Raw genomic sequence first — 26,296 nt, 5'->3', positions numbered from 1 at the left:
TTTATTTTTTTTCTAATTTTCTTTCGCAAGAAATTTCTGTTTTTGATTGACTTGAAGGATAATAAATAATGAGTTTTTCTACTGTAGGAATATATTTTTGAGCTTTTATACACATTTGAGAATAAGAAAGCGTGTCAGAACGATTCTTTCTTCCAACAAAATCATTAAAACCATAATTGTATATTTCTTCTCCATATAAAGGCATTCCATCAATTTGCATAATTCCACTAATAGCAGGAACGACAAAAGAAATCGACTTGGCAGCTCTTTTTGTATTCATTTGTTTCCAAAATAATGTATCTGATTGCGAAATATGTATAGCTAATTTTCTTTTTTGTTCTATTGGTAGATGCCCCAAACTATCTAGTTGTTGGGTAATATATACAGCCCAGCTTCTATCTGTTGATGTAGAATCGATTTGTGAATTTTTTAGTTGTTTATAGTCATTGACTAAATTTTTATGATTTGAATACGCAGCTCTCAAATCAGCCTGAAATTTCCAAGCTATTCCACCAAAAATAGTGATTGCCATAAAAGCAGAAAAAATTAAACCAAAGGAAATATCATTTTTTGTAAATACGTAAGTTTTGAAAAATGAATATATCTGCTTTTGATGCAGAACGATATAAGCTAAAAACAAAATCATTCCTAGCTGTCTGGCAACAAGCGTAAAATAGATTGCACTTCCATCTGGAATTACTATCAAAACTCCTGGTAAACTACTTGCTACCATCAATATTATAAGTAATTCAACATCTATTATTGCAAAACTATTATGTTTTAAAAGTTTTTTTAAGGTATAAATCTTTGAATCTCTTATGCGTAGAATACAATAAGTAATGCCCCAAAAAAAGTGAATAAGATAAAAATAAATTCTTTGAGAGAGATAATTTATATTTTCTTTTATAAAACTAAACAAACCAATATTCATAACACTTGCACTTGTATTGGAGTGATTAATTTTATATCCAACATAAAAAATAATAAACAAAACCCCTATAAAAAGGGCTGTTTTTATTCTCAAATAACTGTTTTTATTAAATAGGAATAATCTAAAACAGATGTAGCTTACTGCTACCCAAAATAAAAAACCAACTGATATTTTTAATGATAAACTGATAATTAAAACAGTTGAAGAAGCTACAATAAATAAAATTGATTGTTTTTTATCTGAAATAAAATCTGTATCTTCTTCTGTAAATAAAATAATAAATAAGCAGAATAAAGCAAAAGCAAAAGCATAGGACTCTGAAAACACATTAAATAAGAATGTATCTTTTCCAAATTTGCTTAAATCAGATAGCAATGAAAAGGTTATAATAACAAAGGCAATCCAAAATATAAACTTAAATTTTTGTTCAGTTTTAAATTTTTCAGAAATACTTCTAACTGTAGAAAGATAAATATAGATAAACAAAGGAATAAAAACGATAATAAAACCAAAATTATAACTTAGTAAACTTCCTTCTTGAAATATTTTAGAAAAATGAGCAAGGTAGAAGTGACTACCTACATGATATTTTAAGGGTACTAAGCCATCTATCCCTGCTGAAGTTGTATTATAAGTCTGAATCATATTAGCAATGCTGCTATGAAAAAGAGTATCTATATGAATTTTTCCCAACTGTAAAGCTTCAAAAAACAAAGGGTTGATATAATTAATATCATTATTAAATATAGAGGGAACAATGTGAAAAAAAGTTACTCCTAAGGCAAATAATAAAAAGAAAAAAGACCAAAAGTTAGTAGCAAGACTTCTCCAAATAGTAATAAAAAACAAAAAATACCCTACCACAAAGAAATATTTAAAGTAGTATTGATGTGTCCAACTAATTAGTAAAGGTAAAATCAGACAAATAAATAAAGAGCTAACTTGCGACCTATTAAAAGATAATTTAGAGAAAAAATCTAGAGAGGAAACATTAATGCAAAGCAGACTAAAACCTAAAATGAGTAGAACATTTTCATAATTAGTCGTCAGTTCTTTTCTCATGTATAAACATAAAGCACTTATTAATATAGCCAGTAAAGACGAAAATAAAGAGAGATTTATGTTATTATCATTTTTAGATAATAGAATCATATACAGTTACAATTGAATCAAGACTTTTACTTATCTTTTTTTAACAGAAATAAAAGTCTTGATTATAAATAGGTAGGGGTAAAAATTAACTAGTAGCTTCAAAAGCCTCAAAGTTAGAATCAACATGAGTTTTGATAAGTTCACGCAACTGCTCAACAGTTAGCCAATCAGTATTTTCTCCAGAGCTATAAGAAAAACCATCTTTGACTACTTTTCCTCCATGATAACCTAAATACTTACTGACTTGCTCTTCATAACTTGCAAAGGGAGCATTAGGAACAATAATAAAATGATTTTCTAATTCGATTGTATTCATTGAATCACTTTCTGTTATCATTTCTTCGTGGATTTTTTCTCCTGGGCGAACACCTACAACTTCTTTCTCACATTCTGGAGCAATGGCTTCAGCTACATCAAGAATACGATAAGAAGGAATTTTTGGAACAAATATTTCTCCTCCTTTAGCTTTTTCTAAAGCAAAAAGAACTAAATTTACTCCTTCTTCTAAAGAAATATTAAAGCGTGTCATTCCTTCGTGTGTAATTGGTAGTTTTCCCTCTGCTTTCTTATTCATAAAAAATGGAATAACTGAACCACGAGAACCCATTACGTTTCCATAACGAACAACAGAAAAGCTAATATCATTACCACCTGCAATATTATTAGCTGCAACGAAAAGCTTATCCGAACAAAGTTTTGTTGCACCGTATAAATTAATAGGAGCTGCAGCCTTATCTGTAGAAAGAGCAACCACTTGTTTTACTCCTGAATCAATAGAAGCTTCAATCAAGTTTTGCGCTCCCAAAACATTTGTTTTGATACATTCAAATGGGTTGTATTCTGCTGTCGGAACTTGTTTTAAAGCTGCTGCATGAATAACAATATCTACTCCATGCAAAGCACGCATCAAACGCTCTTTATCACGAATATCTCCAATGAAATAACGAATAGCAGGATAATCATTAGGTGAGAATGTCTGAGCCATTTCAAACTGCTTGAGTTCATCTCTAGAAAATATAATCAAGCGTTTTACTTGTGGATACTTATTCAAAATTGTCTTCACGAATTTTTTACCAAAAGAGCCTGTACCACCTGTAATAAAGATGGATTTATGATTTAAGTCTAGCATAAGTATCAGTTATATAATTTGCAGATATATATGATGTGCAAAATTTAATGAGTTGAATTGAGTAAAATGCAGTTTTAATTTTATAAATACTATTATACTGTATCCATAAATGTTCTCTCTGTTTTGTTAAAAAGAATAATTCCAATAATAAATACAATAATGGATAAAATCCCTAAATACACAATGTCCATAACAGTAATGCTTCCTACACCCAAAAAAGCCATTCTATAGCCTTCCATCATAGTAACTAATGGATTGTATTTGGCTGCCCATGCATATTGTGTGGGTATTTGAGACAGAGGATATAATACAGCTGAAAAGAACATTAATAACTGAACACCAAAGCCAATAAAAATAGTCAAATCTCTATATTTGGAAGTTAATGAGGAAATCATAATACCTAAACCTAAAGCCAATGTTCCACTAATAAACATAATTATAGGTAGAGCGAGAACCCAAATGGATAAAACTATTTTTTCATCTGTAAAAAAGTAAAAATAAGCTATTGAGACAATAAGCAAAGTCAAGCTAATACCAAAGCCAAGCAGAGCTGAAAAAACAGTAGATATTGGAGTAACCAAGCGAGGAAAATAGACTTTACCAAAAATACCTTGGTTTGCTGAAAAAGTAACAGCTGTGCCTTGTAAACATTTTGCAAAAAATGACCAAGATAGTGTACTTACCAAATAAAATAAAAAGGGATGAGTTCCGTTTGTAGTAACATTCATAATGTTTCCAAATACAATTACGTAGAGTACAGTTGTGATAAATGGAACTATGAAATGCCATAAGGGTCCTAAAATAGTTTGTTTGTACTGTGCAACAAAATCACGTTTTACAAATAGAAGAATTAAATCTCGGTATTTCCAAACTTCTTTTAATTTTAAATCAAATAAAGAGCCTGTGGGTGCAATCTCTTCTGTCCAATAATCATCTTTTAGTTCTTTCAATTTTATAGGGCTTATGAATTTTTAATGTATCTTAATTATTTATATAAAGTTGCTCAAAAGGAAGATAGTCTTTATTACGCTTAGCGTAGTTACACAATAAAAGCAAACAAATCTATTCTCAAACAGCTTCTAAAAATAATTTATATCAAATGAGTATTTTTTTACGAATCACAAAATTAAAAATTTTTAGTTCATTTCTAACATCTATTTTATTTATATTTCATTTTTTGACTTATTAGCCACAAAAAAACAGATAAAAAAGTCATTATTTTTTCGTAATTTTGTATGTAAACATTTGCAAATAAAAGTCAAAACTGTTTCACTAAAAATCAGTTATTACTAAAACAGGCAATTACTTTACAACCACTTATGAGCCAAAAGCTAATCATTTTTTCTGCTCCTTCTGGTGCTGGAAAAACAACTATTGTAAAACATCTTTTAGGTGTTTATTCCGAAATCTTGAGTTTTTCAACTTCTGCCACTACTCGTTCCCCACGTTCTTATGAAAAACCAAATAAAGACTATTATTTTATTTCTGTAGAAGAATTCAGAGATAAGATAGAAAATAAAGAATTTATAGAATATGAACAAGTCTATGATGGACTTTATTATGGAACACTAAAAAGTGAGGTAGAGCGTCTTTGGAGTCAAGGACAAGTAGTTGTTTTTGATGTAGATGTAAAAGGTGGAGTAGCCTTAAAACAAGAATTTGGAGATAAAGCATTAGCTGTCTTTGTAAAACCACCTTCTATAAAAGAATTGCGAAAAAGACTCTTATCTCGCAATACCGAAACAGATGATACATTGAAGGAGAGGGTAGAAAAGGCAGAAATAGAAATGGAATTTGCTCCCTTTTTTGACGAAGTAGTCATCAATGATTCACTTAGTGAAGCCTTAGATTTCAGCGAACAGATAGTAGAAGAATTTATTTTGAAGAAAGCATAAAAAGAGTAGAATATGAAGATAGGACTTTATTTTGGTTCGTTCAATCCTATTCATGTAGGACATTTGATTACTGCCAATACGATTGCAGAAAATTCAGACTTAGACCAAGTTTGGTTTGTGGTTTCTCCTCATAATCCACTTAAAAAAAAATCATCACTTCTTCATGAATTTGATAGATATGATATGGTGCGTTTGGCAATTGCTGATAATGAAAAATTGAGCGTTAGTGATATAGAGTTTAATATGCCAAAGCCAAGTTACACCATAGATACGCTAACCTATATTCAAGAAAAATACCCAGAGCATCATTTTCAGATTTTGATAGGAGAAGACAATCTAACACATTTCCATAAATGGAAAAACTACGAACAGATTTTGGAATACTATGGTGTTTTGGTCTATCCAAGAGAAGGAACGCCAAAAACAGAGTTTCATAACCATCCAAAAATAAAATTTGTAGAAGCTCCTTTATTAAATATTTCAGCTACTTATATTAGAAAACTGATAAAGGAGGAAAAATCTATTCGTTATCTTGTAGCTCAAGATGTAGAAACGCTGATTCGTTCGAAGAAATTTTATTTATAAAATACACTCTACCTTTTCATAGTAGAGTTATAAAAATAAATTTGTAATTTATTTAGCAAATGCTTTGCAGGTTAGAAATTTATTCCTATATTTGAAATATCAAAACAAACAGAAAAGTCTGTTTAAAGAAAAAACATAGAAGTTGTAAATACCTTGCTTTCTGATTTAATTATCAGAACGAATGATGTTTCGTCATTCAAGCCTTTATACAGAACATACATCACTACATACTATCTTTATGATGACTAACTAACTACTAGTGGTCATTTACGGTATAAGTGCGCTGCACTTAAATAACCACTAGTAGTTGTTAGTCTGGAGTTGATAGATATAGTCCTCAGATAATACGAAGATTTTATAACTGATTTTTCTAAAAATAGTATTTTGAAATACCTTGCTTTCTGATTTAATTATCAGAACGAATGATGTTTCGTCATTCAAGCCTTTATACAGAACATACTTCACTACATACTATCTTTATGATGACTAATAGGTACTACCATCAATTTACGGTTTCAGAGCGATGCTCTTAAATTAACGGTAGTACCCATTAGTCTGGAGTTGATAGATATAGTCCTTAGACAATACGAAGGTTTTCAAAATAGTAATCAGTCAAACAAAAAATATTGGTGTAATAGCCAAGTAACAACAAACAAACAAACAAATAGAAGTTAATTAATTATTTTTAGTGAGGGAATTGAAATTATTTATTTAGATTGTATCATAAATCATCTAAATATCTTTTCAGATATTTTCTACTATGCCATTTTTTACTGAATAAATTTCATTTAAGCAGATTGATATTCTTGTGCATTTTTATGCAAGAATTGAAAAAGAATTGCCAAATTAATCTATTTGTTTTATGTCAATCACACGCCAACAACTCTACGAACGCATCCGTGCAACCTCAAAAGAAGACTACGTTTTAAAAGAAATGAAACGCTTAGGCTTTTGGGGAGATTCTGAAAAACCTACTCTTGCAGAAGAACTTATCAATAGACAAGCTCAACTTCAAAAAGAACTTGCCGAGCTTACTCAAAAACAAAGACAATACGACAGCAGAGAAGCAATGCTAAAGCAAATGCGCCTTGCACGTATGAAAGCCTCTAAAGAAAAACAGGCAGAAACAAAGAAAAAAAACGAAGAAAAACGCAGACTAAAAGCTGAAAAATGGGCAGAAACTCAAAAGACAAATATCGTTTATTTGGGAAATGAGGTTTCGAAAGGATTGAATAATGCAGTTTCTGACAGAGAAAAATTAGGAAGTCTAAATCTTCCCTATTTTGAAAGTTTGACAGACTTTTCAGAGAAAATAAATAAATCTATTTCAGAACTTCGTTTTTTAGCCTTTCAGCGTTCAGTTTCGAAGGTTAGTCAATATCATTCCTATCATGTTCCTAAAAAATCAGGTGGAAAACGTTTGATTTCTGCACCAAAACCAAAATTAAAAGCTGCTCAAAATTGGATTAAAGCTAATATTTTAGATAAAATTGAAGCTAATCAAAATGTACATGGTTTTGTCAAAGAGCGTTCTATTCTGACTAATGCCAAGCCACATCAAAATAAAAATCTAGTTATTAGCTTAGATTTGAAAGATTTTTTCCCTTCTATTTCTTACAAAAGAGTAAAAGGACTTTTTCAAAAATTAGGTTATTCAGAACAGCTTTCTACTATTTTTGCGCTACTCACTACACACAATGAAACGGATAAACTAAGTGTAGATGGCGAGATTTATTACGCTCAAAAAGTCGATAAAGAAACAGGAAAAACGCACCGTTTCCTTCCTCAAGGTTCTCCTGCAAGCCCTGCCATTACTACACTTATTGCCTACAAAATGGATAAGCGGTTGAATGGTCTTGCCAAAAAAATGGGTTTTACCTACACTCGTTATGCTGATGATTTAACGTTTTCTTCTGATTTAGACTTAAAAAATGACAGAGAAAAAGTAAATAAGATTATCGGTTCGTTGCTCTATTTTACAAAAAAGGTAGTAGAAAGTGAAGGCTTTGAAGTGCATCCAGACAAAACGCATATTATGCGAAAAGGTAGTCAGCAGAAAGTTACAGGAATTATTGTCAATGGAAATGACAAACAAAAATTAGGTGTAGATAGAAAGACAGTAAGAAAGTTTAGAGCCTTTTTACATCAAGTTTCGAAAACAGGTTGGAAAAATAACCTTGAACACGACAAAAAATGGGGAAGTCATTCTGATCCAAAACAAGCAGCTTTAGGTTTTGCTTCTTTTATAAAAATGGTAGATGAAGAGAAAGGAAATAAATTTATCGAACAAATAAATGCTATTCCTGATTCTGAAAATTATATTGAAAAGGCAATTACAGAAGGCAATCAAAATTCTGATAATCAGAATAATTCTAACATAAGCCAAGTTCAACAGGAAAACAAAATAGAAGAATCCAATCAAGAAACAGAAAGTCAGTCAGAAGAATCCGATTGGTGGGATATTTTTTAAACTTTTGTAACACAGACTTCCCAGTCTGTGCAAAAAATACATTATTCCAACTCACAGACTAGAAGTCTGTGGTACAAAAAATAACTATGAAACTAATAGAACAAAGCAAACTATTTTATAAAAAAGGAAATTCTGATAAAGTCTATGAAATTGACCTCTGCGAAGTAGGTTCAAATCTGTATGTTGTCAATTTTAGATATGGAAAACGTGGAGCAAATCTAAAAGAAGGGACAAAAACAGCTTCTCCTGTTGGTCGTCCGAAAGCACAAGCCGTTTTTACAGCCTTAGAAACTGAAAAAACTAAAAAAGGCTATCAAAAAGAAACAACATCAAACGAAACTAAGAAAGAAAAAGAATTTCCTGCTTCAATATCTTCACAAGAAGAGGCTATTTTACAGCGTTTGAGAGAAGCTGTGCAGAAAGCAAATAATCCAAATGTAGAACATAAAAGTATTTTCAAAACCAAGTGGAAAACTGGGCGAGTAGCTTGGAAAGTAGGGGAAATGAAGTTAAAGTCAGCACTTCCACTTCTTACCGAAATTCTTGAAAAAGACGACAGTTTAGAAGTGGTAGATATTTATTCTATTCTCTATGCGCTAGTGAGATGTAAAGACACACAGGCAAGTTCTATTTTTAAGAATTATATAGGAAATGGAAAATACCCTCATCATATTCAAAAAATAGCAATGGAAGGTTTATTGAATATTGATAGTGAAAAACAAGCTACAATAGAAAAATTACTTGACTTTCTTCCTCCAATAATCAATGATTTAGTAAAAAATCAGAATTCAAAAGGTTTACAGAAGGAAATTGGGCAAAGAATAAAAGAAAAGCAAAAAGATTTTCAGTTTTTAGAAACACTTTATTTACTTACTGTTGCCTATCCTTTTTTGAATAGAATAGTTTTGAATGTGCTGTCTGAGATTTCTTTGCGTCCTCCATTTTTTAAATATATTCGTTCAATCTATAAACTGGCAGAATTGCGTGATGATATTCGTGTTTTGGGTACACTTTCTTATCGTTTTGAAAAATCAACAGCGATGTATCGCCACACAAATGTTAAAGAAGATACAGCTAGAAATAATTGGTATTATTCGTATAGTGTAAGAAGATACATTCCAGAGATAAATCAGCAGATTGCAGATGTTACAAAAGAAGTCAAAACTAATAACTCAAAAATCGGCTTTTCAGAACAAACAAGAGCTTATTTTCAGCGTAGAGATTTGAGAAGACTAAAAGATATTGCTCAACGTGACGAAAATCATAGTTATGTAAAACTAGCGACTTCTATTTTACTTTCTTATCAACCTCAAGATTATCAGGCTCATTTTGTGAGTAATTTTGGATATGCTTCTTGGGATAGAAATACGAGAAAATATACACATAACTTTGTGGTTCATCCAGAAAACTCTTCTTCTTTACTTCTCAATTTGATTTTGAATGGACAAAATAATGAGTTGGAATTAGCACAAAACAAATGGAGAAAGAAGGAAAAAATCACAATGGTTTCAGATAGCTGGTATGCACAGCCAAAAACTCAAAAAGAAAGCCTACCTGTTCTCAAACGTATCAAAGTTTTCAATAAAAGAACACTTCAAGAGCAAAAAGAACGCTTCAAACGAAATGAATTTTTTCCTCAAAAATGGGATGCTTTACCACAGGCTTATATTCAACTTTTGGCAGATGCAAAGCTGGGTACAATACACGAGTTTGCGTACAAAAACCTAAAAAGACACGATAAATATGAAGAATTAGTAGAAAAGTTTGATGTGAGGCTTTTGAAAAAATTATTAGCCTCTGACTTTGAAGTTCCTGCTTTTTTTGGTGTAGAAATATGTAAAGAAAAACTGGAGCAGAGTTTTGATAAAGAACTGACTCTGATTCTTCTCAATTCAAAAGTAGAAGAAGGACGAAAACTAGCACAAGAAATTATTGAGAAAAACAGTCAAGAATTTACACAAGATGTGAATTTTACGCTTTTTGTTTCTGAACTTATCTTCAATCAATACGCAGATATTAGAAGTTGGGTAAATGATTTTCTAAAAAGTATCAATTTATCAAATGAAAAATGGCAGATTATTGTAGGAAAAGCAATTTCTGAAATGTTAGGCGTGAGTGAAAATAAAGATAAAAATTACTCTACTGAAGTTTTGAAAGATGCTCAAACTGTCTTGAAAACAAATGCAAAATTTGTTTTAGAAAATTTAGGTTGGAACATCGTTTTGGAGCTTTTGGAAGATAAAACTCTTCAAAATCAAGTTTTTGCAAGTGATATTTTACTTATAAAATCAAAACTCATTAAGGCAACTGATATTCCTTTTTCTATCTTGAACGGATTTTTTGAGAGTAAAGCAGAAGAAATACGAGCTAATGGAATGGAAATCTTTGCAGCGTACCCAACTAGTTTTCTTTTAGAAGCGCATGAGCTTTTAGGAAATATGCTTGTCTCTCCGTATCAAAATTTGAGAAATTCAGCTACTCAAATCGTAACAAAATTAGTCAAGGATAAAGTAAATCAAAAGTCAAAAGAAGGAAACCAGTTTGCTGAATCTATTGTAACTAAATTGGTTTTGGCACTTCGCAAAAAAGACCCAGAAGAAATAAAACGAGAAGAATTAGCAAAATTAGAGCAAGTAAATAATCAAAATAATTCTGAAAGTCAAAGTGAAAATAATGATTCAGAACAAAATACAGAACAGCCAAGTGTTCATAAAGAAATTGCAGAACTTCTAATCAATCATTTTGATAATTATTTAGGAAAAATTACGCTCAAAACTACACTTAATCTTCTACATGGAAATTATAGAGAAGGTCAGTTTGTAGGTTTTCATATTCTCAAAAATCACATTGTTCCAAACAAAGGAAAAGACATAGATGGACAAGAGCTTTCTATCCGACAACTTATAGCTTTAGCAAATCATGAGCTTTTAGAAATTCGTAGTTGGACAATAGAATATTATCAAAATAACTTGGCTCGTATTCGTTACGAACGTGATGAAGCTTTACGAATTTTGGATGCTAAATGGGATGATGTCAGAGAGAAAGCGATGGTATTTTTTAGAGAAAATTTCACAGAAAACGATTGGGATGTAGATAGTTTGGTTTCTATTGCTGATTCGGTTCGTCTTGATGTGGAAGCCTTTGGAAAGGAACTTATTACAAAATTCTTTGAAGAAAAAGATGGAGAAAAATACCTCACTATGCTCAGTCAGCACCCAAGCAATTCGATGCAGCTTTTTGCAACTAATTATTTAGAACGTTTTGCAACTGGAAATCTAGGGCGTTTGAAAGAAATGGAATTTTATTTCCGTTGTGTTTTGATGCAAGTCAATAAAGGCAGAATTGCAAAAAACAGAGTCTTAGATTTCTTAGAAAAAGAGGCTTTTTCTTCAAAAGAAACAGCTTTTTGGGTTGTTCCTTTATTCAATGATTTGGTGGCTACAAATACCGTTCAAGATAAAGAACGATTTATACAAATTCTTCAAAAACTAAAAGTGAAGTATGATAATTTGAATGTGGCTTTAGTTTTTGAGTAATTTTTTTTTATAGGTCGCTCGTGAGGACATGAGCAATGGTAGAATTTGATTTTTAGCTGCATAGCAGCGTAATGTTTGTAGAAAGTAAACGTTTTAACCGTTGCTCGTGTCCCCACGAGCGACACGCAAAACACAAAAAAATACAATTATGCTTTTCGAATATAAATACGGTGGAAACACCAACATCATAAATAATTCAGAGCAGACGGCAATGTCTTTTGCTCCTGATACGCTTCGTGAACCTACTTTTTTTGTAGGAAAATTGGATAAAAAAATCCCTTTTCGTGAAGCAATTTCTACGCTTCATCATGTAGTAGTTTCAGATTTGCGTTTCAAACCCAAAGACAAAACAGAATATAAAGCGTGGGCAGAAAAACAAGAACAAATTTGGCTTGCCGAATACATGGAATCTTTTCAAATTGAAGAAGTAAAAGCTAAAATGTTGAAGGTAAGAGAAGAATTGAACGAATCCTATAAAGAAGGTCAGAAAATCTTAGCTCCGTTTTATAAAGCACGAGGCGAATATTATAATTATCTATACGAAAAAGACCGAGATGCGTGGTTTGTGCTTGACCCAGTAATTACAGTTCATCCAGACGAGGTATTTTTTGAGTGTTTTAGTCAAGATGAATCTACGTATGGAAAATTGAGTTGTAGTTATAATGTCTTTAAGGAAATAAATGAGTTTGAATGTGGAACTACAAATGTAGATTATTCGGCTACTTTATATAATGAATTTCAGAAAATTCGTAACTACAAAGAAACAGATTTTAAGATTGACCCAAGTGGTTTTGAAGTTCAGACAACCAATGAAGATAGTTATAAAGAAGTCAAAATTGATTTGCCTGATACGTGGGTGCGTGGTTTCTTGCAAGTGAGTTCTGCGATGACATTACCATCGACTACGCTAGATTTGCATCCGATGGATATTTTTAGTTTGTGTCAGTTTTTGAGAAGATTCAAGGAGAAAAAAAGTCCTCGTTCGCTTCGTTTTGTTTTAGAACCAAATCAACCTATCAAAATAATTATTGAGCCTTGGAATAAAGAAATGATTTTTCATTGTTCGATTTATACTGGAGGTGAAAGCAAAGAAATTCGTATTTGGGGAAGACGACGCATTCTGATTTTGGAAAGACTTATTCCGATTGCTAAAAATTTTAAGGTTGTTTTGTTAGGAACTGGTTTGCCTTCTTTTTTTATTGCAGAATTAGAATCTGATATGACTTTTACGCTTGGTCTTTCAGGTTGGACTTCAAACGATTGGTCAAGAGCAGGGAATTTTGATTTGATGGCACCAAGAAGTGAAGTAGATGATTTTACTAAAAAAACGGTCTTTAATGCACTCAAACAAAACTGGTTTGAAAGTTCGGCATCGCTGGCTCGTCGTCTAAACTTAGATGATAAAACGGTTTCTTCTGCCTTGGCTGCCTACACACAAGCAGGACGAGTAATTTATGATTTGAAAATGGGCGTTTATCGTGTTCGTGAGCTTTCTAAAGACCCTTTACCAATGGATAAGCTGCGTTTTGCTAGTGAAGAAGAAGAAAAAGCAACAAGTTTTATAAAAAACGATGGTGTACAAGTAGAAGCTGATACGACAAATGTCGTCAATAAAGATGGCGAAAAAAGTGAGCGAATTGTTTTGAAAGGCAGAGTAAGAGATAGAAATACAACCTATCCCACACTTGTTCAAATAGATAACGATGAGCGAATTGTAGATGCTAGTTGTGAATGTAATTTTTACAAAATGAATAATCTTCGAAAAGGAGCTTGTGAACACATGTTGGCTACGAGAATGTATTTTAATGAAATGAAGATGGAGAGGGTGTAAAAGTTTTTTTCTTTTTTAAAGTTAGGACTTTCGCAATTTTAAAAATCAACCGAATTTTATTTTTCAAAATCGTATTTGTGTAGGGACAATGTATGCATTGTTCCTACTGGAATAAAAATAACAGAGTAAAATTTTGTTCTATAAATGATTTGCGAAAGTCCTAATAAAATTAAATAAACTATATTATGAAATTTATAACTTTTATTTTATTGTTATTATGTTTTTCTAATAAAGACGATGATTTTGTCAAATTGGATTCTCAAAGTACAAACTTGTTTCTTGAATCAAAATGGAGTTTATATAAAACTGTGGAAATTTTTCAAAGAGACACAACTATTTACGATTCAGAAGCAAACATGTTAAGCAATTTTAATGGTTTTCTATCTTTTAAAGAAAAAATAAAAGACAGTACAACTTACTTGTTTCAATCTGAAAAAGGAATTTGTATTCAAAAAGATTCTATAACTCTTGATTTTATAATTCAAGAATATGGAATGGGTAATAAAAAATCTTATTTTTTTGGTACCATGCACTTTAGCTCTCTGACTGATTCAAGTGCAGTGTTACAAAAGAATATTAGTAGAAATAATAATCATGTGCGAGTTTTTTACTTAAAAAAACGTGAACTCGGTATTAAAAACAGTCTGAAATATCTCTCTATCTACAAGGAAAGCTACTTTCGGTCTGCTCTAACGAGACTGACCTACTTTTAATCAAGGTCAGCCCGAAAGGACAGCATCGAAGATTAAAAAGAATAGGCTAACTATTTGATAATCAGTAGATAATCCCGATTTCACGTTAAAAAAGATAAATTAAATCCTTTAAGTTAGCTCAAAAAGAGTTTTATCAATTTTTTTATAGCGTTTCTTGTTTTTTAGCCTTATTTTTAAAACTTTATTTCTTCACAAGAAGTATGAGTGAAAATTAAATAATAAAAAAATACATGCAAACACCCTCTTTCTTACAACCTAAAGACATAATCTGTCTTATTGCTCCCTCTGGAGTCGTGGATTCTAATCATATAGAAAAAGCGACACAATGGATACTAGAAAAAGGTTTTGTTCCAAAAGTGGGAATTCATTTAACAGATAATTTTTTTCGTTTTGCAGCTACTGATGAGCATCGATTATTTGATCTTCAAAAAGCCTTAGATTGTAAGGACACAAAAGCTATTTGGTGTATTCGTGGTGGCTACGGAATGGGACGTATTTTGGACAAACTCAACTGGGATAAATTTTTAGAAAACCCCAAATGGCTCATTGGTTTTAGTGATATTACAGCTATTCATTTGAAAATAAATCAATTAGGTTTTCAAAGTATGCATGGTTTTATGCCTGTTCAGTTTAAGTATTTATATCAATCTCAAACTAATTTAGAAACTCAAAAATCATTTACAGATTCTCAGAAAGTACAAATTCAACAGAGTAAAAAAGGCGAAAAAAGAGTGAGAAATACCCTAAAGCAAGATACAAGTGAAGTTACTGATAAAATACAGATTGAAAAATCTATAGAAAGTTTTTTACAGGCTCTATTAGGCAAATCATATCAAATTAATTCACTACCTCATCCAAAAAATAAATTAGGAGAAACAGAAGGAGAAGTAATAGGAGGAAATTTAAGTATGATAATCAACAGCCTTGCTACTCCTACAGAAATAAATACCGATAATAAAATCCTTTTTTTAGAAGAAGTTGGTGAGAATTTATATGCTATCGATAGAATGTTGTGGCAACTTTACCGAGCAGGAAAACTTAGAAATTTGAAAGGACTAATAATTGGTAGTTTTTCTGATTCAAAGCAGACTGCCCAACAGTTCGGCTTTTCTGTTGAGCAAATGATTACAGATTTGGTACAAGAATACAATTATCCTGTCGCTTTTGACTTTCCTATTGGACATACAGCCCAAAATGAAGCTGTTATTTGTGGTGCGAATGTGAATTTTGAAGTGAATAAGGAAGGTGGAGTATTAAAATTCAAATAATTTTTTTTATAGAACTCTACGGGCTGTAACAAAGTTATCCTGCCAATGTTTCATGTAGAAATCATCTTCTACTACACCTCGTGAGGTAGATGTATGTATAAAATAAACACTTCCATCTTTCTCTACACGACTGATAAGACCTACATGAGAAATTCTCCTGTTATTTTTTTTTGATGTAAAAAATACTAAATCTCCTTTTTGAAGTGCTTTCTTAGAAACAAACTTCCCCATTTCTGCCTGACCAGTAGTAGTCCGAGGTAGATTTACTCCGACGACAGAATAAGATTTACAGGTCATACCCGAACAATCAGTAGCACTTTTCTTTTTAGGATTTTTGAGAAGGTGAGGAGTTCCAAGTTGTTCACGAGCTGCATCAACTACTTTTTCAGCTTTTGATAAAGATTCTTTATAATTTTCGCTGGTTGATGTAGATTCTGATTCTTGATTTGATATTTTTACTTTGTTTTTCAAAGTATTGCTTTCAGTATTTTCTTTGTTTTTATTCATATCATTGATAGTAACAATCTTGAAGTTGCTACAACTAGAAAAGAATAATACAGAAATAATAAATAAGAAAGTAAAATTAAAAGATTTCATAGATAGAATATTTTATAGTAGAGTGATTTAAAATTACTAAACTTTATTCTAAAACTATTCCAAAATATCTTAACTAGCTCAAAAATAAAACTATAACAAAACCCACAAATAATAATTTGTGAGAAGTTATAATTTTTGAATTTTTATTTTCTATCTCTTTAGAATAATCCTTAAAGGAAATTATAACCAAGTTATTTTTTTACTTTGATTATCAAATAATATTGAATTTAATAGCCTCAAATCGTGTATTACAGTTGAAATTAGATTAACAATTAAAAATAATTCCTTATGTATTAAAACAAAACTTTTAAAATCAAAGTGAATTTAATTACAGATTGTTTTTGTTAGCTGCTTATTTTTGTAGCTCTTATCATTTCTCGTTTTGGTGGTGCGCCATCTAGGCTTTCTAGCTTCCAACCTATTGCTTTCAAATCTCTTTTGAACTGACCTTGGGCGCAATAAGTAACTAAAACTCCATTCTCTTTTGTAAAATCAAATGCTTTTTGAAGGTTTGATAACTGCCAAACTTCAGCTTGTTTACTAGGCGCAAAAGCGTCATAAAAAATACAATCAAAGTAGTTGAGCTTACTTTGACTTTCAAAACTACCCTTGTAGTCTTCTAATGTAGATTCTACCTTTTTTATTGAGAAATAGTTTGATATTTGGTGTTTCTCTTCCCAACTAACTTGATGTAATTGATTAAAAATAGCTTCACTTTCTCCTCCTAAAAAATCAGTATAGTTTAGTTTTTCAGTAATTTCTAAAGGGACTGGAAAAGGCTCTAAAGATATATATTCTATTTTAATTTCGTTTTTTTTTGCAAACTGATATGCCAAAACTGCATTCAATCCTGTCCCAAAACCTACCTCTAATATCTTGATTGAAGTATAATTTTGCTCTTTTAAATAATTCAAACCCTTATCTATAAAAACCCAAAGTGATTCTTGTATCGCTCCATTATGTGAATGGTAAGTTTCGTTAATGTCGTGTCGAAGAAGTGTATGAGAGCCATCTTTACTTTCTACAAAAGAAAGCTCTAGTTTTTTGACATCTTTTTTATTATTCATAGTTATTTACTAAAAGGTAAAGATTGAAGTTACCAAAGACTTTCTAAAATATTTTTTTCTCAAAAAAAGAGGAAAAGCAACTATTCTTAGCAACTTTTGGCTAAAAAGCTTATATATTTCAAAATATTTTGGTATTTTTGATAAATTTAGTTACTTTTATTAGATAATGCTAAAATTAGATTAGTTTTATTTATATAAAGCATAAACACTTTGCAATAAATACATTATGGTAATTATAATGATGATTTGCGATTGTGTCTTAAAAATACTGTTATTCAAATAATTAATACTGTTATGTTTCTAAGTCAAAATCTACGTTATTTACGCCGTAAATCCAAAAAAAGCCAACAAGCATTAGCCAATGAAGCTTCTATTTCTCGTGGAGCATATTCTTCTTATGAAGAAGGAAGGGCAGAACCACGTCTCCAAACATTACAACGATTGGCGCAAATTTTTGAAGTACAGATAGATAATTTAGTAACCAAAAACCTTGAAGAAGAAAGTCAGGATACACCAAGCAAACGACTTGCTCGTTATGTAGCAGCAGATTCTTTACGAGTTCTTGCTATTACAGTAGATGAAAATAATAATGAAAATATAGAAATGGTTCCTGAAAAAGCAGCAGCAGGTTATACTAAAGGCTATACAGACGTTCAGTATTTAAAAGATTTACCCAAATATAGACTTCCATTCTTACCAAAAGACAGAACATATAGAGCTTTTGAGATTACAGGAGATTCAATGCTTCCTCTACAATCTGGAACTATCGTAATTGGCGAATATGTAACAGATTGGCACGAAGTAAAAGATGGACAAGTATGTGTTATTGTTCTTAAAAACGAAGGAATTGTTCTCAAAAAAGTATTTAATAAAATAGAGGAAAAAGGAACTTTGCTTCTCAAATCTACGAATCCACAATACGATCCTTATGAGTTAGAAATTGCAGAGGTAGGAGAGGTTTGGCGTTTCGTAGCATATATTGGTAAAACACTTCCACAATCTGATTTAGATGGTTTGCGTACTGCAGTGCAACGTTTAGAAGATCGCTTTCAAGAGTTTACTGTAACAAACCAGTAAGCCACTAGAAAATAACAGTAAAATAGAAAAGTCTAGCTCTTTGAGTTAGGCTTTTTTCATAATTAGATTTCCGTTTTTTAGTTTTTTTTGAATAAATTGCTTTGTTTTAAGCAAAATATTATTTTTATAAAAAAACATAAACTTATGAAATTACCAAAACATTTAGCTAGTCCAGAAAATGAGTTAATTTATAATGTTGATGTGAGTGAAAGTGATGCACTTCGTATCTATTACAACAAAGAAGCAAATTGTATAATTACTCGTAGTATTGGATTTGTTTATGATACAGAATTGAGAACTTTTTTAGATGCAATTCTATTTTTTTTAAAGAAAAAAAATACAAATAAACTGATTGTAGATTTAACTTATCGTCAGACCTATACAGATGAAGACCAAAAATGGATAGACGGAAACTGGTTTCCTCGTGCCTTGCAAACTGGACTTTCTTATTTAGGATATGTTATTCCTAATGATTTATTTATGCAACTTTCTGCTGATGAAATTTTTGTAAAACGAAAAGGAAGTGTAGATGTAATTCCTTTTGGCAATCTAAATAAAGCAATCGAATGGATAAAATTACCAAAAGATTAATTTTATTTTTTAATTAGAAAGCGAGTAAACTTATATCAAAGCCTTTTTTTGTATTATAATAAAATGCAGGAAAAGGTATTTTTATTCCATCTAAAACGCCAAATAATAATTGTAAACCTTTCCGTTTAGTTTTTATCTGACTCCAATTTATATCTAAAGACATATAAAAATCTCTTGAACTTTGATAGCCGTTTTCATTGTTTTGATTTTCACTTCCATATAACATACCATTTGCACCATAACCAATTGAAAAAGCTAACCATTTTGGAAATTTAGTTTTACTAGCTTTGTTTAACCATAATGCAGGACTAGAGGAAAACCAGTAAGTTTGTCCATTATAATCTTTTAAAATTTTTGTAGGAAGATTTTCTCCCAAGGTATTTGGACGTAAATCGGAGTAAGAAGTTGGAAAAAATGAAAACTTCATCTGAATTCGTTGTTCTTTGAAAGCAATTTGTTGAGATAAAAACAATAAAGAACCGGCTCCATTTGCTATCAAATCGCCATAACTTGCTCCATAAGTAGGCGAAAATCCATCAAAAACTTCAATGGGAAGCATTAGCCAAAAACCAGCCATAGAAGACCAAAGAGCTGTTTTTTCTGAATAATTTAATTTTTTGAAAGAATAATAACTTAATTTTCCTAATTGGTAAGAAGTATAAGTATGTCCAAATTTATCTAACTGATTCCATTGTTTATTATCATTAAAAAAATGAAAGGAAGTTTGATTTTCGTTCTTATACCAACTCTGATATAAAAAAGTCATTCCTCCTATGTATGTCGTTGCTGCAATTGTTGGAATAAGCCATTTTTTGGTCTCACGTACTTGCATAGTTTTATATGTAGTATCTTTTACTGATTCAGTTTTTTGAGAAAAAGATGGGAAACAGATAAATAAAAAGAGTATAAATAGAAAAAAGGCAAGAATCTTGACTTTAAATGTAAAAAGATAGGCAAAATAGAGCATCAGAATTAATTTAAAAATTATAATCCAAAATAATATATATCCATTTTTAATCCAAAAATTGCTTTATTCAAAAAAAATAACTTACTTTGTGTACAAAAAACACTAAGAATAAAAAATCTCAAACCAATTTAATTACCCACAACTTTATGTATAGCTACGAATACCCACGCCCTTCTGTTACTGTTGATTGTGTTATTTTTGCTTGGGATAGTGAAAACTCTGACTTGAAAGTGCTTTTGATAGAAAGAGCGCACAATCCATTTGCAGGAAAATGGGCATTTCCAGGTGGTTTTGTAGATATGGATGAAGATTTGGAGACAGCAGCAAGACGAGAGTTAGAAGAAGAAACAGGTATGAATAATCTTTTTATGGAACAACTCTTTACTTTTGGTGCGCCAAACCGTGACCCAAGAGGGAGAGTAATTAGTATTGCCTACTATGCTTTGGTAAGCTTGGCGCATCATGCTGATCAAATAAAAGCTGCTTCTGATGCTGCTGATACTAGGTGGTTTAGTATAAAAGAACTCTCAGAAATCCCTCTTGCCTTTGACCATGAGGAAGTTATGAAAATAGCTTTGGAGAGATTGCGTGGAAAGGTGCGTTATCAACCTATTGGTTTTGAACTTTTGCCAGAAAAATTTCCTCTTTCTCAACTTCAAATTTTGTATGAACACGTATTAGGAATGACACTTGATAAACGAAATTTCAGAAGAAAGATATTAAAGACAAAACTTGTTCTTCCTCTAGATGAATATCAGCAAAATGTTTCCCATCGTGCAGCTCAACTCTATAAATTTGATAAAGATAAATACGAACAGCTTGTAAAAGAAGGGTTTGTATTCGAGATTTAATTTGTTTTTAGTCTCAAAAATATGTTTAGCTATCTCAAAAGACAGTTTCGTAGTTTTGGTTATGCTTTCAAAGGTTTGAAAATAATGATTAAAGACTATAATATCTTTATTCATATTCCTGCAGCAATTTTAGCTTTATTTTTTAGTTTTGTCTTTCAAATATCTTCTTTAGAATGGATTTCTGTTTTATCAGCTATTTGTTTTGTTTGGATAACAGAAATTCTGAATACAGCTTTAGAAAAGTTAGTCGACTTAGTTAGTCCAGAAAGAAATTAGCAGGTCAGATAAAAGATTTGGCAGCAAGTGCCGTTTTGATAGCAAGTATCTACGCTGTTTTAGTGGGTACAATTGTTTTTGGAAAGAGAATATTAGATTATATTACCTTAAATCTTTAAGATAATAAATTATTTCTTTTTAAAATCTTGACTAAAACCTACTTTTTGTATCTTTGTTTTTCTGAATCTAAAATGGAAGAACTCTTTTTCTTTGATTTATATACGTATTTTTTATAATAATTCATTTCTTTTTAATTATTCACAATTCTTTTTATATATGAAATTAGCAGTCATTGGTACAGGATATGTAGGTTTAGTATCAGGAACTTGTTTTGCCGAGACAGGTAATCAAGTTGTTTGTGTCGACATCGATGAGAACAAAATCAATCGCCTTAAATCAGGAAAACTAACTATTTACGAACCTGGTTTACAAGTTCTTTTCGAAAGAAATATCAAACAAGAACGTCTTTTATTTACTACCAATTTAGAAGAAGCTATTAAAGATGCTCAAATTATTTTCTTAGCTCTTCCAACTCCTCCAGGGGAAGATGGCTCTGCTGACCTTTCGTATGTATTAGGCGTTGCAGAACAGTTGGGCAAAATGATAACAGATTATAAAGTCATTGTTGATAAAAGTACCGTTCCTGTGGGTACTGCCGAGCGTGTTCAGGCTGCTATTGCTGCAAATACCAAAACAGAATTTGATGTTGTTTCGAATCCTGAATTTTTAAGAGAAGGCGTAGCCGTTGATGACTTTATGAAACCTGATAGAGTTGTAGTAGGAACTTCTTCAGACAGAGCAAGGAAAGTAATGGACAAACTCTATAACCCTTATGTAAGACAAGGAAATCCTGTTATTTTTATGGACGAACGTTCGGCTGAAATGACAAAATATGCAGCTAATTCTTACCTTGCTACTCGTATTAGTTTTATGAATGAAATTGCAAATATCTGTGAGCTTGTAGGAGCGAATGTAGATTTTGTTCGTAAAGGAATGGGTTCTGATAACCGTATCGGACAGCGATTTTTGTTTGCTGGTGTAGGTTATGGAGGAAGTTGTTTTCCAAAAGATGTACAGGCTTTAGAAAGAACAGCTAATGAAAACAAATATGAGTTTAAGATTTTGAGTTCGGTAATGAAAGTAAACGAACGCCAAAAAGTAGTGATGGTAGATAAAATCAAATCTTTTTATGGTGAAGATTTGACAGGAAAACACTTTGCTATGTGGGGACTTGCTTTCAAACCAAATACAGACGATATTAGAGAAGCACCAGCACTTTACATCATTGATGAACTTATAGAAGCAGGGGCAACCGTTTCTACCTTTGACCCAGAGGCAATGGAAAATGTTCATGAGCAGTATGAAGGAGATGATAGAGTTTCTTTTGAAGAAAATCAATACAACGCTCTTAAAAATGCAGATGCCTTGATTATTGTTACTGAATGGAGTGTTTTCCGTACTCCAGACTTTGAAAAAACATTCTCTATAATGAAAGACAGAGTTATCTTTGATGGAAGAAATGTATTTGACTTAGAACAGATGGAAGATTTAAAGACATATTATAATAGCATTGGAAGACAAGCTGTTGATACTAGAGAGAAAAAACAAGTTTCGCAAGAAGCTTAGTTTATAATTTCTTTTAAAGAAAAAAGTCTATTCTCAGAGTTCATAATTGAGAATAGACTTTTTGTTTTTTGATTAAAGCTCTATCTTATCAGCAGCCTTCATAATCAACAAAGGGCTTTTTGCATGGTGTGCCATCTTTTTAGTAACACTATGACCAAAAACACGCTGTATAAAATCACGTTCACGACGAAGCATAACCAAAAGAGTAAGAGGATTTTCTTCTATATATTCTAATAAAGCATCTTCTACTTTCTGACTTTCTTCTTTAGAAATAATTTTAAAATCTATATAATTATTATCTGTTCCTTCTTCTGTATAAGCTCTTCCAAAAGATTCAAATTTAGAATTTGCTTCTGCATTTTTTTCTATATGGATACATTCTAACTTTGCTTTGAAATCCGTAGCTAATCCCTTTAAGTATTTTAGTACGCCTCTATCATCTGCTATAAGTGAAGTTGCATAAACAATTCTTTCATATGTTCCTTTATAACTCTCTTCTGGAACAATTACCACAGGGCAAGACGCATCATTGATGATTTTACCTGCAACACTCCCCAAAAAGACCTCATTTAGCCCACTAGCACCTTTTGTTCCCATAACAATCAAGTCAGATTTATATTCTTCTGAATAGAAAAGAATGCGTTGCATAGGATCGCCATCAACTATCAAATGTTCGAAATCTAAATCAGGTTCAGTTTCTTTTAAGCGCATCACTACTTTATACATATTATCTTCAGCTTCTTGTTTGCCAAGGTCAGTAAGTTTTTTCTTACCTGTAAAACTTCCACCACCCATTTGAGGAGGTTGATAAGAGTGAAAAACAATAATTTGTGATTCAGAGGTTTTAGCTAGTTCGATAGCGTGGCGAAGAGCTTGTAATGAATTTTCTGAAAAATCTAAGGGAACAAATATAGTTTGCATGAAATAAATTTAGGATTTAAAAAGATAGATTTGAAATTTACTAAAAATCTACACTTCTCTTTGACGATGTTATAAAAATAGAATACAAAGTTACTAATAATATCACTTTTTTAATCGTAAAACTATCTATTAGAAATTATTTTTTATGATACGATTTTTTTCTCTATTTGCAAGGTCTATCTTTGCAACTCATTTTTAAAATCTATTTTCAATAAAAAACAAAACCCGTTTTGGAACAACTACTAGAATCTTTTCTAACCTATTTTTTTTCTCACAAACTAGAGCTTTTCGCTGCCCTTACAGGACTTATTTGTGTCTGGCTCAACACAAGAAATAATCATTGGGGTTGGTTGTTTGGTATTTTGAGTGTTGTTCCTTATATATATATATTTCTTGATGCAGGTCTGTATGGAGATTCTATTCTAAGTGCTTTCTATTTTGTAGTCAGTATTTGGGGTTGGTATCATTGGCTTTTTGGAGGAAAAAATAAGAGAAAAAAACACACTACTTTATCTTCTGAACCTTCTGTTTTGGACAAAGAAATGATAGAGGAATTAACTTCTGATAATTTTTATGATGGTGATAGCAGTAACGAAATAATCAAAAATAATGATACAGAGCTTCCAATTACTTATATGCCCATCAAATTTTGGCTTATCAGTATTGTTGTCGGTATTGCAGGAGTCTTTGGTTTTGGGGCTTGGTTTTCTACGCTACCAAATGCTTCTGTGCCTTATTTTGATGCTTTTACTACTTCTTTTAGCGTTGTAGCTCAATTTCAACTTGCCAAACGCTGGGTAGAAAACTGGATTTTTTGGTTTGTAATTGATGCTTTCTGTGTCGGAATTTATTACTATAAAGGTCTTTATTTTACGACAGGATTATATGCTATATTTTTAGTATTGGCTATTTTGGGATATTTTGAATGGAAAAAACAAATGCCTAAGTAAGTTATTGGTGTCGCTGCACTAAAATATCAACAACAGCAGAAAAATACAATTACATCTTAGTTTATTTTTATTTAAAAAATTGGTGGTAATCTGTATAAATTCGTAAAATCGGTGTTCCATAAAAATTAGAATATAGCAAACGAAAACAAAACAATTAAATTCTTACTTTTGTAAATATCAAAAATTACCTTATTCACTCAATAAATAAAATACAATGCATTCAGTAACACTAACAAATAGTCAAACTCTTTTTTCAGAAGCTCAACATCATATTCCAGGAGGTGTAAATTCTCCTGTTCGTGCTTTTCAAGCTGTTGGAGGCACACCTGTTTTTATGAAATCAGCAAAAGGAGCTTATCTTTTTGATGAGGACAACAACAAATATATTGATTTGATAGGTTCTTGGGGTCCTATGATTCTAGGACACGGACAAGAAGAAGTTACACAAGCTATCATTGAAGCAGTTCATGGTTCATCTTCTTTTGGCGCACCAACACGCAGAGAAGTAACAATTGCAGAGCTAATTTGTGAAATGGTTCCCTCGATAGAAAAAGTAAGAATGGTAAATTCTGGAACAGAAGCTACCATGTCTGCTGTTCGTGTGGCTCGTGGTTATACAGGAAGAGAAAAATTTATCAAAACAATAGGTTGTTATCACGGTCATGGAGATTCATTTTTGATTGCAGCAGGAAGTGGAGCAGCCACAATGGGAACGCCAAATAGTCCAGGGGTAACGAAAGGAACAGCAAAAGATACTTTATTAGCTCCTCATAATGATTTAGATGCTATTCAATATTTAGTCGATGCAAATCCAAATGAAATTGCAGCCATTATTATTGAGCCTGTGGCTGGAAATATGGGTTGTGTTTTGCCAAAAGAAGGTTATTTGGAAGGTCTTCGTAAAATATGTGATGAAAATGGAATTGTACTTATTTTTGATGAGGTAATGACAGGTTTCAGATTAGCAAAAGGTGGAGCGCAAGAAGTTTATGGGGTTACACCTGATATGACAACTTTAGGAAAAATAATTGGTGGTGGAATGCCTGTTGGAGCATACGGAGGTAAAAAAGAAATTATGGATTGTGTTTCACCTATCGGAAAAGTGTATCAAGCAGGAACACTTTCGGGCAACCCTGTGGCAATGGCAGCAGGTTTAGCACTTTTGAATATTTTGAATAATAACCCTCAAATTTATCAGAACTTAGAACAAAAAACGTCTAAAATAGCTGATGGAATGCGTAAATCTATCAAAGAGCAAGGTTTAAATTATACAGTAAATCACATCGGTTCGATGACGAATATTTTCTTTACAGATAAAAAAGTAGAAAATTTTGAAGATGCGCTTACTTGTGATACAGCTCTTTTTGGAAAATATTTTCACGCTATGCTTAATCGTGGTGTTTATATTGCTCCTGCTCAATTTGAGAGTTGGTTCTTATCAAATTCGCTTTCTGATGAAGATGTAAACAGAATTATTGAAGCTAATGAAGATGCTTTGAGAGAAATTCATGCTTAAAGCTCTTGTTTGTTTATGCGATACCAACCAACACAAAATTCTCTTTTATTTTTTACCGAACAAATTTAGCTTTTAACCGACCTCTTGTTTGTTTATATCGAAGAACCAAATCTTGTATCAATTCTTGACGTATATTAGCGTAACGATTAAGACAAAGAAAGCAAAAAGTATTTAATTACTCATTTGAAGACTTTGACTTAATTATAAAAACTTTGAGGAAATTCTAAGAAAACCTTTGAAACTAAATTGATAAAAAAAGACTTTTGAATACGATTATTTATAATCACAAAAGCACCTTTTCAGAAATCAGTTTTTAGTTCAAAATTTCTTAAAAAGATGCTTAGTTT

21 protein-coding genes are annotated in these 26,296 nt (G+C 31.4%); 14 read left to right on the top strand and 7 right to left on the bottom strand.

All coding sequences use genetic code 11. The features are described from left to right. Position 1 precedes the first annotated feature (1 nt). The 3 genes from WAF17_RS01620 to WAF17_RS01610 form a co-directional block, all read right to left on the bottom strand. Positions 2-2,083: a hypothetical protein gene (locus WAF17_RS01620; protein ID WP_338765422.1), complete on the bottom strand. Its 2,082-nt coding sequence runs from the start codon at positions 2,081-2,083 to the stop codon at positions 2-4. Positions 2,084-2,168: 85 nt separating this feature from the next. Continuing rightward, on the bottom strand, positions 2,169-3,212 hold the full coding sequence (gene pseB / locus WAF17_RS01615) for a UDP-N-acetylglucosamine 4,6-dehydratase (inverting) (RefSeq protein ID WP_338765419.1): 1,044 nt from the start codon (positions 3,210-3,212) through the stop codon (positions 2,169-2,171). Between the two features lie 92 nt (positions 3,213-3,304). Next, positions 3,305-4,162: an ABC transporter permease gene (locus WAF17_RS01610; protein WP_338765416.1), complete on the bottom strand. Its 858-nt coding sequence runs from the start codon at positions 4,160-4,162 to the stop codon at positions 3,305-3,307. 369 nt (positions 4,163-4,531) lie between these two features. On the opposite strand from WAF17_RS01610, the gene gmk reads away from it, so the two are divergent. The 7 genes from gmk (at position 4,532) to WAF17_RS01575 (ending at position 15,510) form a co-directional block, all read left to right on the top strand. Then, on the top strand, positions 4,532-5,107 hold the full coding sequence (gene gmk, locus WAF17_RS01605) for a guanylate kinase (protein WP_338765414.1): 576 nt from the start codon (positions 4,532-4,534) through the stop codon (positions 5,105-5,107). 12 nt (positions 5,108-5,119) lie between these two features. Then, positions 5,120-5,692, top strand: a complete 573-nt coding sequence (gene nadD, locus WAF17_RS01600; RefSeq protein WP_338765411.1) for a nicotinate (nicotinamide) nucleotide adenylyltransferase — start codon at positions 5,120-5,122, stop codon at positions 5,690-5,692. Positions 5,693-6,554: 862 nt separating this feature from the next. Continuing rightward, a complete protein-coding gene (locus tag WAF17_RS01595) occupies positions 6,555-8,162 on the top strand; it encodes a reverse transcriptase family protein (RefSeq protein WP_338765408.1) in 1,608 nt (535 codons plus the stop codon). A gap of 86 nt (positions 8,163-8,248) precedes the next feature. Next, a complete protein-coding gene (locus tag WAF17_RS01590) occupies positions 8,249-11,698 on the top strand; it encodes a hypothetical protein (protein WP_338765405.1) in 3,450 nt (1,149 codons plus the stop codon). A 148-nt stretch (positions 11,699-11,846) separates the two neighbouring features. After that, on the top strand, positions 11,847-13,529 hold the full coding sequence (locus WAF17_RS01585) for an SWIM zinc finger family protein (protein ID WP_338765403.1): 1,683 nt from the start codon (positions 11,847-11,849) through the stop codon (positions 13,527-13,529). Positions 13,530-13,714: 185 nt separating this feature from the next. Next, complete coding sequence (locus WAF17_RS01580) at positions 13,715-14,242, top strand: hypothetical protein (RefSeq protein WP_338765400.1); 528 nt, start codon at positions 13,715-13,717, stop codon at positions 14,240-14,242. A 230-nt stretch (positions 14,243-14,472) separates the two neighbouring features. After that, the gene (locus WAF17_RS01575; protein ID WP_338765397.1) at positions 14,473-15,510 is read left to right on the top strand and encodes an LD-carboxypeptidase; all 1,038 of its coding nucleotides are present in this window, start codon (positions 14,473-14,475) and stop codon (positions 15,508-15,510) included. A 6-nt stretch (positions 15,511-15,516) separates the two neighbouring features. On the opposite strand, the gene WAF17_RS01570 is transcribed toward WAF17_RS01575, so the two are convergent. Further along, positions 15,517-16,107, bottom strand: a complete 591-nt coding sequence (locus WAF17_RS01570; RefSeq protein ID WP_338765394.1) for an NlpC/P60 family protein — start codon at positions 16,105-16,107, stop codon at positions 15,517-15,519. A gap of 344 nt (positions 16,108-16,451) precedes the next feature. Continuing rightward, positions 16,452-17,174: a tRNA (5-methylaminomethyl-2-thiouridine)(34)-methyltransferase MnmD gene (gene mnmD, locus WAF17_RS01565; protein ID WP_338765391.1), complete on the bottom strand. Its 723-nt coding sequence runs from the start codon at positions 17,172-17,174 to the stop codon at positions 16,452-16,454. Positions 17,175-17,468: 294 nt separating this feature from the next. Here mnmD and WAF17_RS01560 point away from each other — a divergent pair, with 294 nt between their 5' ends. Together WAF17_RS01560 and WAF17_RS01555 are read left to right on the top strand one after the other, a co-directional pair. Further along, on the top strand, positions 17,469-18,251 hold the full coding sequence (locus WAF17_RS01560; protein ID WP_338765389.1) for a LexA family transcriptional regulator: 783 nt from the start codon (positions 17,469-17,471) through the stop codon (positions 18,249-18,251). A 144-nt stretch (positions 18,252-18,395) separates the two neighbouring features. Continuing rightward, positions 18,396-18,842: a hypothetical protein gene (locus WAF17_RS01555; protein ID WP_338765387.1), complete on the top strand. Its 447-nt coding sequence runs from the start codon at positions 18,396-18,398 to the stop codon at positions 18,840-18,842. 13 nt (positions 18,843-18,855) lie between these two features. Here WAF17_RS01555 and WAF17_RS01550 read toward each other — a convergent pair whose 3' ends face one another. After that, positions 18,856-19,674, bottom strand: coding sequence for a DUF2279 domain-containing protein (locus tag WAF17_RS01550; protein ID WP_338765385.1), 819 nt, complete (start codon positions 19,672-19,674; stop codon positions 18,856-18,858). A 281-nt stretch (positions 19,675-19,955) separates the two neighbouring features. Between WAF17_RS01550 and WAF17_RS01545 the strand changes: the two genes are divergently transcribed. From WAF17_RS01545 to WAF17_RS01535, 3 genes are all read left to right on the top strand, one after another. Beyond that, a complete protein-coding gene (locus WAF17_RS01545) occupies positions 19,956-20,660 on the top strand; it encodes an NUDIX domain-containing protein (protein ID WP_338765383.1) in 705 nt (234 codons plus the stop codon). Between the two features lie 21 nt (positions 20,661-20,681). Continuing rightward, entirely contained in the window at positions 20,682-20,936 is a 255-nt protein-coding gene (locus WAF17_RS01540; RefSeq protein ID WP_338765382.1) for a diacylglycerol kinase family protein, read from the top strand. 276 nt (positions 20,937-21,212) lie between these two features. Continuing rightward, positions 21,213-22,562: a UDP-glucose/GDP-mannose dehydrogenase family protein gene (locus WAF17_RS01535; protein ID WP_338765381.1), complete on the top strand. Its 1,350-nt coding sequence runs from the start codon at positions 21,213-21,215 to the stop codon at positions 22,560-22,562. Positions 22,563-22,634: 72 nt separating this feature from the next. On the opposite strand, the gene WAF17_RS01530 is transcribed toward WAF17_RS01535, so the two are convergent. Next, on the bottom strand, positions 22,635-23,483 hold the full coding sequence (locus WAF17_RS01530) for a universal stress protein (protein ID WP_338765380.1): 849 nt from the start codon (positions 23,481-23,483) through the stop codon (positions 22,635-22,637). A gap of 230 nt (positions 23,484-23,713) precedes the next feature. Here WAF17_RS01530 and pnuC point away from each other — a divergent pair, with 230 nt between their 5' ends. Together pnuC and hemL are read left to right on the top strand one after the other, a co-directional pair. Further along, positions 23,714-24,433, top strand: coding sequence for a nicotinamide riboside transporter PnuC (gene pnuC / locus WAF17_RS01525; protein ID WP_338765378.1), 720 nt, complete (start codon positions 23,714-23,716; stop codon positions 24,431-24,433). 214 nt (positions 24,434-24,647) lie between these two features. Beyond that, positions 24,648-25,949: a glutamate-1-semialdehyde 2,1-aminomutase gene (gene hemL, locus WAF17_RS01520; RefSeq protein WP_338765376.1), complete on the top strand. Its 1,302-nt coding sequence runs from the start codon at positions 24,648-24,650 to the stop codon at positions 25,947-25,949. Positions 25,950-26,296 lie beyond the last annotated feature (347 nt).

It is taken from the genome of Bernardetia sp. ABR2-2B, from assembly GCF_037126435.1.
Lineage (GTDB): Bacteria > Bacteroidota > Bacteroidia > Cytophagales > Bernardetiaceae > Bernardetia.
The sequence above is the reverse complement of the archived record's forward strand: the minus strand, read 5'-3'. Positions and strand labels throughout refer to the sequence as shown.